This is a genomic window from Aestuariivirga sp. (genome assembly GCF_044239095.1).
GTDB lineage: Bacteria > Pseudomonadota > Alphaproteobacteria > Rhizobiales > Aestuariivirgaceae > Aestuariivirga.
This window is the reverse complement of sequence record NZ_JBIICB010000407.1, coordinates 1-7,152: the sequence shown is the minus strand read 5'-3', so window position 1 is coordinate 7,152 and position 7,152 is coordinate 1. Positions and strand designations below refer to the sequence as shown.

Below are 7,152 nucleotides of genomic sequence, written 5' to 3'. Positions count from 1 at the left end.
CCGATGCTGATGTCGCCCTGCGTGATGTCCTCAAGCCCTGCGATCATGCGCAGAATTGTGGACTTGCCGCAGCCAGAGGGCCCCACCAGCACGATAAATTCGCCATCGGCAATGTCGAGATTGATGTCGCGGACGACAGATTGCGAGCCGTATGACTTCCCGACACCCGCGAGTGAAACTGCCGCCATTTCCGCTCCCTGATCAGTGGCCGTTAAATGGCCAACCATTTTGGCGGGATACTGCGCATGAGATGAATGGCTGTCAAACGTAAATCTGATCTGGTGACAGAATATCGAACAGAAAACTAGTGCTTCAATGGTCGAATAGCAATTGACAATGGTTGACCAATTGATGTTCACTGAACGGCAAGCCGCAGTGCTGGGGTCAGTTTGAGGCCAGGACGATAAGCGGCCGGAAGACGGACAACGTCTGATCCGAAACGACTGGCATCACAGGAGGAAACACCATGCCATTAGCCAAGAAACTTATCTCAGCAGCGGCCATTCTGCTGGCCACAACAACATTTTCCTGGGCGGATGAATTGAACATCTTCCTCAGCCCATCGCCATCTTCAACGGCCATTCAGTCGTTCATTCCGGCCTTTGAGAAGGCCACTGGCCACAAGGTGAATGTCACGGAAGTGCCATATGGCGAGATGCACCAGAAGCTGATGCTGACGGTTCAGTTGAAGCAAGGCCAGTATGACGTCGCCCAGTTCGACAATTCATTCCTCACGCCCTTTGGGGCTGCTGGCACCATGATGCCGCTGGATGACAAGATCGCCGCGTCGACGGAATATGACATTTCCGACTTCGGAAAGGGCCAGCAAGATTACGGCAAGTACAAGGGGCAAACCCTTGGCCTAACACTTTCCACGGAACCCTTCATCCAATGGTATCGCACCGATATTTATGATGCGCTGGGCCTGAAGCCTGCCACGACATGGGATGAATTCAAGGCCAATGCCAAGGCCGTGAAGGAATCAGGCAAGGGCGATGGCATGATCTTTGGCTACGGGCCCAACGTGTCCTGGTGGTGGATGACCATGGTGTGGAGCTTCGGCGGAAAGCTCTATGATGAGAACTACAATCCCACTGTCAACACGCCTGAGGCGGTGGCTGGCACGCAATTCCTGAAGGACATGCTGGCCTATGCGCCCGAAGGCGCGCTGTCGGCCTCAAGTGATGATGCAACAATCAAATTCTTGTCGACCGATATCGGCGCAATGGTTCAGTATTCAGGTTACTGGGGCATGTTGAACGATCCCGCAAACCAGAAGCATGCGGGCAAGATCGGCACAGCGCCCATGCCGAAGGGTTCAGTCGACGTGACCCACCTCGCCGGCTGGAACATCGGCATTCCTTCCGATGCAAAGAACCCGGACGTGGCCTGGCAGTTCCTCGAGTTCGTGCTGGGCAAGTCAAACGCCAAGAACTACCTCAATGCCGGCGCTGCTGCGATTGGCCGCAAATCCATCATCACTGATCCTGAGCTCATCGCCAAGTACCCCTATCTGCCAGTGCTCGATATTCCTGAGGGCACACGAGTTGAGCGCTATCCGCAAATCCGTGTGTGGCCTGAGTTTGAGAAGGCAGCAGTTGATGCCTTGGCTGGCATCATGAATGGCTCTGTCGAGGTCAAGGCGGGCCTTGATGCACTTCAGGAAACCGAAAAGCCCATTCTCGCTCAAGAGAACGCCCAGTAGTCAGCCGGCATGTCAACGGGGGTGTGGTTCAGCCACACCCCCGCAACCAGGGAATCATGATACGCCAATGCCGAACCGTGGACGGTCAAAGAGCATTGAAACTGCCAATGCCCGGCTCGCCGAACTGCTTGTGCTGCCGACATGGACGATGCTTATCGTGGTCTTCGCGTTGCCAGTCATTGGTGCGCTTTATCTCTCATTCCGCAATGAGACACTTGGCGCCTTTGTGGCCGCAAAGTTCATTGGCTTTGATAATTATGTTCAAGCGTTTACTGATCCACGATTCTGGGAATCCATCTGGGTCACTTTGATCCTGATCGTGTTGGCTCTTGTGGTTCAGATCCCGATTGGGATTGGCTTAGCGGTTTTGCTCCACCGCAATTTGGCGGGTACGCAGATCTTCCGGACGATTCTCATCATACCCATGCTGTTGACACCAGTTGCCGTCGGGCTGATGTGGCGTTTCCTGTTTGATGCCGATCTCGGTGTCATCAACTGGGCGTTCGATCAGATCAACGTAAATGGCCCCAATTGGCTGGGATGGCGGTGGCCCGCCATCATGGCAGTCACTATTGTTGATAGCTGGCAGTCAATTCCTTTTGTCATGCTGATCACCCTTGCAGGTCTGGCAGGTTTGCCCAATGGTCCGCGCGAAGCAGCAAGCATCGATGGTGCGCGCGCATCCCAGATTTTCTTCTATGTTACGCTGCCGTCGCTGCTTCCGGTGGTGCTTGTCATCGCCATGATCCGCATCATCGACTGCCTCAAGATGTTTGACTTGATCTTCATTCTCACGGGCAAGGGCGGGCCTGGTACAGCCACGCAGACCCTGGGCATGCTGACCTATAACACTGGATTTATCTTCTTCCAGATTTCACGTGCCGCAGCGCTCGGCGTCCTGATGGTTCTGCTGGTTGCCCCGATTTACGTGATGTGGCGCCGGGCCACGGGGTATGCACGATGAGGGCCAAGACCCGCAAGAAGATCGCAACCTGGTTGAGCTATCTCTGCCTGCTGCTCGCCAGTTTCATCGCGTTGTTTCCCGTCTACTGGACGATAACAACGTCTATCAAGCAACGCGACGATACCTTTGTGTTCCCGCCGAAGTTCATCAGCTTCACGCCGACGATGAAGAACTACGATGCAATATTTGCAACGCGCGGCTTTTGGCAAACCTGCTTGAACACCGTTGTCATTACACTTGCGTCGACGTTGCTCTGCGTCTTCATTGCCACCTTGGCCGCCTATGCATTGGCCCGCTCGTCCCGTTTCCGCGGGCGCGGCTCACTTGAGGTTGGCCTGGTATTGATCAGGGCCGTGCCTGCCATCGTCATCATGGTGCCCCTGTTCCAGATTATTTCGCAACTGGGACTTTACGACAATCACCTCATGCTCATTGTTATGTATGCAGCTGTGAACCTTCCCTTTGCGGTCTGGTTGATGATGTCGTTTGTCGAACAGATCCCGATCGCGCTGGAACAGAGTGCTGCCGTGGACGGCGCCAGGCGATGGCAAATTCTGATCTACGTGGTCTTGCCGTTGATCCTCCCCGGCATCGCAGCGACGACGATCTTCGTGGCGCTGTTGGCCTGGAATGAGTTCTTGATTCCGGTCATGCTGGCTGGCAATTCCGCCAAGACTCTGCCGGTCTTCATCGCAGGCTTCATCTCTACAAGAAATCTCGATTGGGGCCCGATGGCCGCCGCATCTGCCCTTGCCATCATTCCCATCACCATCCTGACAGTCGTCGCACAACGCGCGCTGGTATCCGGACTTTCTTCAGGAGCCATCAAAGGATGAACGCTCTGCTTCAGGGTAAGTCCATTCTGGTCACAGGCGCTGCACGCGGCATAGGCCTTGCCGTTGCCGAAGCCATCATCATGGCCGGTGGCAAAGTTGCAATGGCCGACATCGACGGCGCGGAGGTCAGAACGCAGGCGCGCAGGCTTAACGCCATATCCGTTGAAATGGATGTGTCAGATCTGGGTGCAGTGAAGTCGGGTGTTGAGCAGGCAGTTCAGGCGCTGGGCACGATCAACGGCCTCGTCAATAATGCGGCCATCCTTGATGAGAGTCATGCGGCATCAGTGGCAGAGGCCCGCTTTGAGAAAGTGATCTCTACAAATCTCACTTCTATCTTGCGGGTGAGCCAGTGCGTGCTTTCCCATTTTCCGGGACAGGGCGGTTCCATCGTCAATACGTTGTCGACGCAAGCACTCTTTGGCCAAGCCAATTCCGTGGCCTATGCCACTGCCAAAGGCGGTGGCCTTAACCTTACCCGCGCCATGGCCATTGATCTGGCGCCTGTGCGCGTGAATGCCGTGGCGCCAGGCTTTATCGATACGCGCATGGCCATCATGGCCGATGGCACACATGAGCACACAACCGGCTGGTTTCGAGATGTGTATATCGATCGTCGAAAGCTGCCTTTGGGCCGGGCCGGAACCGCGCAAGACTGTGCAGGCGCATTCCTGTTTCTCTTGTCTGATCTATCCACTTATATCACGGGCCAGTGCATAGCCGTCGATGGCGGGCTCACCGCGACCTATTGAAAGGAAATTTCCATGTGCAATGCCTGCCTTGACTACGGCTTCCCGACGGTCATGGGACGTGGCCTGTTTGGCGAGTTCAAGAACTTCGTCAATCCGCCCTTCCTCATTGTCACAATGCCCGATCTCTGGAACATGTTTAAGCACGAGTTTGAAGGGGCGGGCTATCAAGTCTATTTGGCTGATTCGATTGAGCAGGTTGATCTGGATCGCGATGCAGCAGGCCTCAAGGACATTCGCGCCATTCTCGGCCTTGGCGGAGGCCAGGCGCTCGATGTGGCAAAATACTTTGCTTGGCGGCGCAATCTTCCACTGTTCCAGGCTCCGACAGCGCTCTCGGTGAATGCCGTTTACTCCCACCGCTCCGGTGTACGGGAAAACGGCAAGGTCATCTATCGCGGCTATGCTGTTCCGGAGTGTGTATTCATTGACTATGACGTGCTGCGGGCAGCACCGCGGCACCTCAATTGGTCGGGTATCGGCGACATTCTTTGTTTTCATACCGGCGTACTCGACTGGCAGTATGCCCGTGACAACGGAAAGATTGAGGCCAAATGGCCCTATGACGAGGGTCTTGCCAAGCAATCGCTGTCAAAGGTGAACGCAATTCTAAAGAACATTGACGGCATCCGTCACATGACGGATGCAGGCATTGACGCACTTGTCGATGGATTGAAGTGGGGCACGTCTTTCCATGGCTCCGGCTGGTGCCCGCGCCATATTGAGGGTACTGACCACTTTCTGTTCTACACGCTGGAGAAACAGACGGGCAAAAAATTCCTCCATGGCCAGCCAGTTGGCTTAGGCATTGTCGTCGGCTCCATGCTGCATGAAAAGGGCGCCGGCGACATGATGGACGCCATCGCAGGCATTGGCCTTGATGTGCGCCCACAGGCCATGGGCCTGACTTGGGCGCAAGCCGAAGAGGGGCTGACGGGTATGCGCTCCTATATCAATTCGCTGCCTTTATGGCACTCACTGGCGCATGACGTGGCAATTACGCCGGGCTTTATTGCTGATTTGAAGCTGCGGCTTGAACGTGCCTACGAACGGCGTGCCTGATGTTATGGGGAATTGAATGACTGACGTTCAGAATTCATCTGCTGATCAGAACAACCGGTCTGTGATTACGGCATCAGCCATCCATGCCGCGCTTTTGGAGGCGATCCGCAAGGCACGATACTTGCCGGGTGCTCAGTTGCCCAATGAGCGCAAGCTGGCGGAAACATTCGGCGCTTCCCGCCAACAGGTCCGCGATGCGCTGCTGATTCTGAATGAAATGGGCCTCATTTCCCGCAAGGTTGGATCCGGTACTTGGCTTTCCGAACAGGCACCGCAGATCATTGAGCGGATTGATGCGGATGTTGATATCCATGCGCCGCATGAACACTCCTTGCTGGAAACGATTGAAGCACGGTTGATCTTTGAGCCGGCCGTGGCAGCCCTGGCGGCGCGTCATATATCCCAGTCGCACCTGAAACTTTTGAAGTCATCGTTGGATGCCATTCTGAGTCCTGGCAGCTGGATTGAATTCAAGTCAAGGATCTACCAGTTTTCGCGTGCCTATTATGTGGCTTCTGGCAATGGCCTTCTGCTGAGGACATTTGACCAGATCATCAAGTCGCGTACCGACCACAAGTTTGATGGCCGCCGCGAAAACGGTGAAGTGGCCGAGATTGTGCGCAACCATTCCCATGAGCAGCTTGCCCAGATATACAGGGCGATCGCTGATGGCGATGAAGTTCGTTCGGAAGCAGTGACACGGAATTACCTCGTCGCGATCGCGGCGTCCTCGGGAACGGGATGATGGTTCGTTTCACGATCCCAGAATTGCAGACCGAACCGGTGGTGGTCACGCAAGAAGGTCTTGAGCAAGGCCGGGGACGGACCCTGCTGCTCATTGTAGCCCATGCTGATGATCCCGCGATATTTGCCGGTGGTGTCATTGCAATGTGGGCCAGGGCGGGTTGGCACATCCATTGTTTGCGCGTGACGGATGATCGTTGGGATTCTGTAGGCCTGGATGAGGCTGAAACGATCAGCCGCAATGCCGCCGAGTTCAGGCAGGCTGCAAGGGTTCTCGGTATTGCAGAGGTTGATGACCTTGGCTTGCAGACGGACGTTCTCGGCGATGTTTCGCGGGTCGCCCTGCGGGAGCGGATCATTCACGCCATTCGAAGCCTTCAACCCTATGGCATCGTGACCTTCGATCCAGATTCCATGTTCCACGAGGACAATCTCGATCATCGTGTCCTGGCGCAAGCTGTCGACGAGGCCTGTTGGTGCTCCCAATTTGACAAGCACCATCCGGAGCACTTCGCGGAGGGCCTAGCACCTCATGGCGTTTATGAGCGCTGGTATTTCGGGCGAACCATCGCGTCCGTCACGCATGTGTTCGACACTTCCGGCATGCTTGGTGTGCAGAGGCAAGCCATTATGTGCCACCAGACCATGCTGGCCAACATTGCGCAGCAAATGGCATTGCAGGCGAAAACCGCCGGAGTGTCATCCAATGTGATCTTGCGGGCGACCCAAGGAGATTATGCCGCGTTGATCGATGGTCTATTGATGTCGGGTGCGGCGGCAAAGGGGCAGTCATTCAATCTGGCGGCAGCAGAATATATGCGATGCAGCCGGCCCAATCTTCCCCATTAGCGCGCGTTCCGGCCAGGTGGTCAGTAATGATCAACGCCCACGTCTCACCGTCATACCAGCGGAAGCTGGCATCCCGCTTTCGCCGGGATGGCGGCACGGTTGGAGCGCCCGCCGCCCTAGGAGCCTGTCTGGAAAATGGCCTCGACGGCGGGGATAGAATTTGATTCATTTGGGTTATGAGCAAGACATATCGATCGTGGGAAGTAGATCAGGCGTGGCTTTTGCCGGCTTCGGTTCATGATT

The 7,152-nt window shown here is 55.6% G+C and carries 8 protein-coding genes; 7 read left to right on the top strand and 1 reads right to left on the bottom strand.

What is annotated here, in order from left to right:
* On the bottom strand, window positions 1–188 hold a 188-nt coding region (locus ACILRA_RS22020; RefSeq protein WP_395664179.1), incomplete at its 3' end, for an ATP-binding cassette domain-containing protein.
* 278 nt (window positions 189–466) lie between these two features.
* Between ACILRA_RS22020 and ACILRA_RS22015 the strand changes: the two genes are divergently transcribed.
* From ACILRA_RS22015 to ACILRA_RS21985, 7 genes are all read left to right on the top strand, one after another.
* Window positions 467–1,705, top strand: a complete 1,239-nt coding sequence (locus ACILRA_RS22015) for an ABC transporter substrate-binding protein (RefSeq protein WP_395664178.1) — start codon at window positions 467–469, stop codon at window positions 1,703–1,705.
* Between the two features lie 67 nt (window positions 1,706–1,772).
* On the top strand, window positions 1,773–2,669 hold the full coding sequence (locus tag ACILRA_RS22010) for a carbohydrate ABC transporter permease (RefSeq protein WP_395664177.1): 897 nt from the start codon (window positions 1,773–1,775) through the stop codon (window positions 2,667–2,669).
* Complete coding sequence (locus ACILRA_RS22005; RefSeq protein WP_395664176.1) at window positions 2,666–3,505, top strand: carbohydrate ABC transporter permease; 840 nt, start codon at window positions 2,666–2,668, stop codon at window positions 3,503–3,505. The genes ACILRA_RS22010 and ACILRA_RS22005 overlap by 4 nt, the downstream gene beginning before the upstream one ends.
* A complete protein-coding gene (locus tag ACILRA_RS22000; protein WP_395664175.1) occupies window positions 3,502–4,257 on the top strand; it encodes an SDR family NAD(P)-dependent oxidoreductase in 756 nt (251 codons plus the stop codon). Before ACILRA_RS22005 ends, ACILRA_RS22000 begins: the two co-directional genes overlap by 4 nt.
* Window positions 4,258–4,269: 12 nt before the next feature.
* A complete protein-coding gene (locus tag ACILRA_RS21995; protein ID WP_395664174.1) occupies window positions 4,270–5,316 on the top strand; it encodes an iron-containing alcohol dehydrogenase in 1,047 nt (348 codons plus the stop codon).
* Between the two features lie 16 nt (window positions 5,317–5,332).
* Window positions 5,333–6,061, top strand: a complete 729-nt coding sequence (locus tag ACILRA_RS21990) for a FadR/GntR family transcriptional regulator (RefSeq protein WP_395664173.1) — start codon at window positions 5,333–5,335, stop codon at window positions 6,059–6,061.
* Entirely contained in the window at window positions 6,058–6,909 is an 852-nt protein-coding gene (locus ACILRA_RS21985) for a PIG-L deacetylase family protein (RefSeq protein ID WP_395664172.1), read from the top strand. The genes ACILRA_RS21990 and ACILRA_RS21985 overlap by 4 nt, the downstream gene beginning before the upstream one ends.
* The last annotated feature ends 243 nt before the right edge of the window (window positions 6,910–7,152 follow it).

Coding starts and splice junctions, on each gene's coding strand:
- ACILRA_RS21995 (WP_395664174.1), top strand. CDS start 4,270: ATGTGCAATGCCTGCCTTGACTACGGCTTCCCGACGGTCATGGGACGT.
- ACILRA_RS22010 (WP_395664177.1), top strand. CDS start 1,773: ATGCCGAACCGTGGACGGTCAAAGAGCATTGAAACTGCCAATGCCCGG.
- ACILRA_RS22005 (WP_395664176.1), top strand. CDS start 2,666: ATGAGGGCCAAGACCCGCAAGAAGATCGCAACCTGGTTGAGCTATCTC.
- ACILRA_RS21985 (WP_395664172.1), top strand. CDS start 6,058: ATGATGGTTCGTTTCACGATCCCAGAATTGCAGACCGAACCGGTGGTG.
- ACILRA_RS22000 (WP_395664175.1), top strand. CDS start 3,502: ATGAACGCTCTGCTTCAGGGTAAGTCCATTCTGGTCACAGGCGCTGCA.
- ACILRA_RS22015 (WP_395664178.1), top strand. CDS start 467: ATGCCATTAGCCAAGAAACTTATCTCAGCAGCGGCCATTCTGCTGGCC.
- ACILRA_RS21990 (WP_395664173.1), top strand. CDS start 5,333: ATGACTGACGTTCAGAATTCATCTGCTGATCAGAACAACCGGTCTGTG.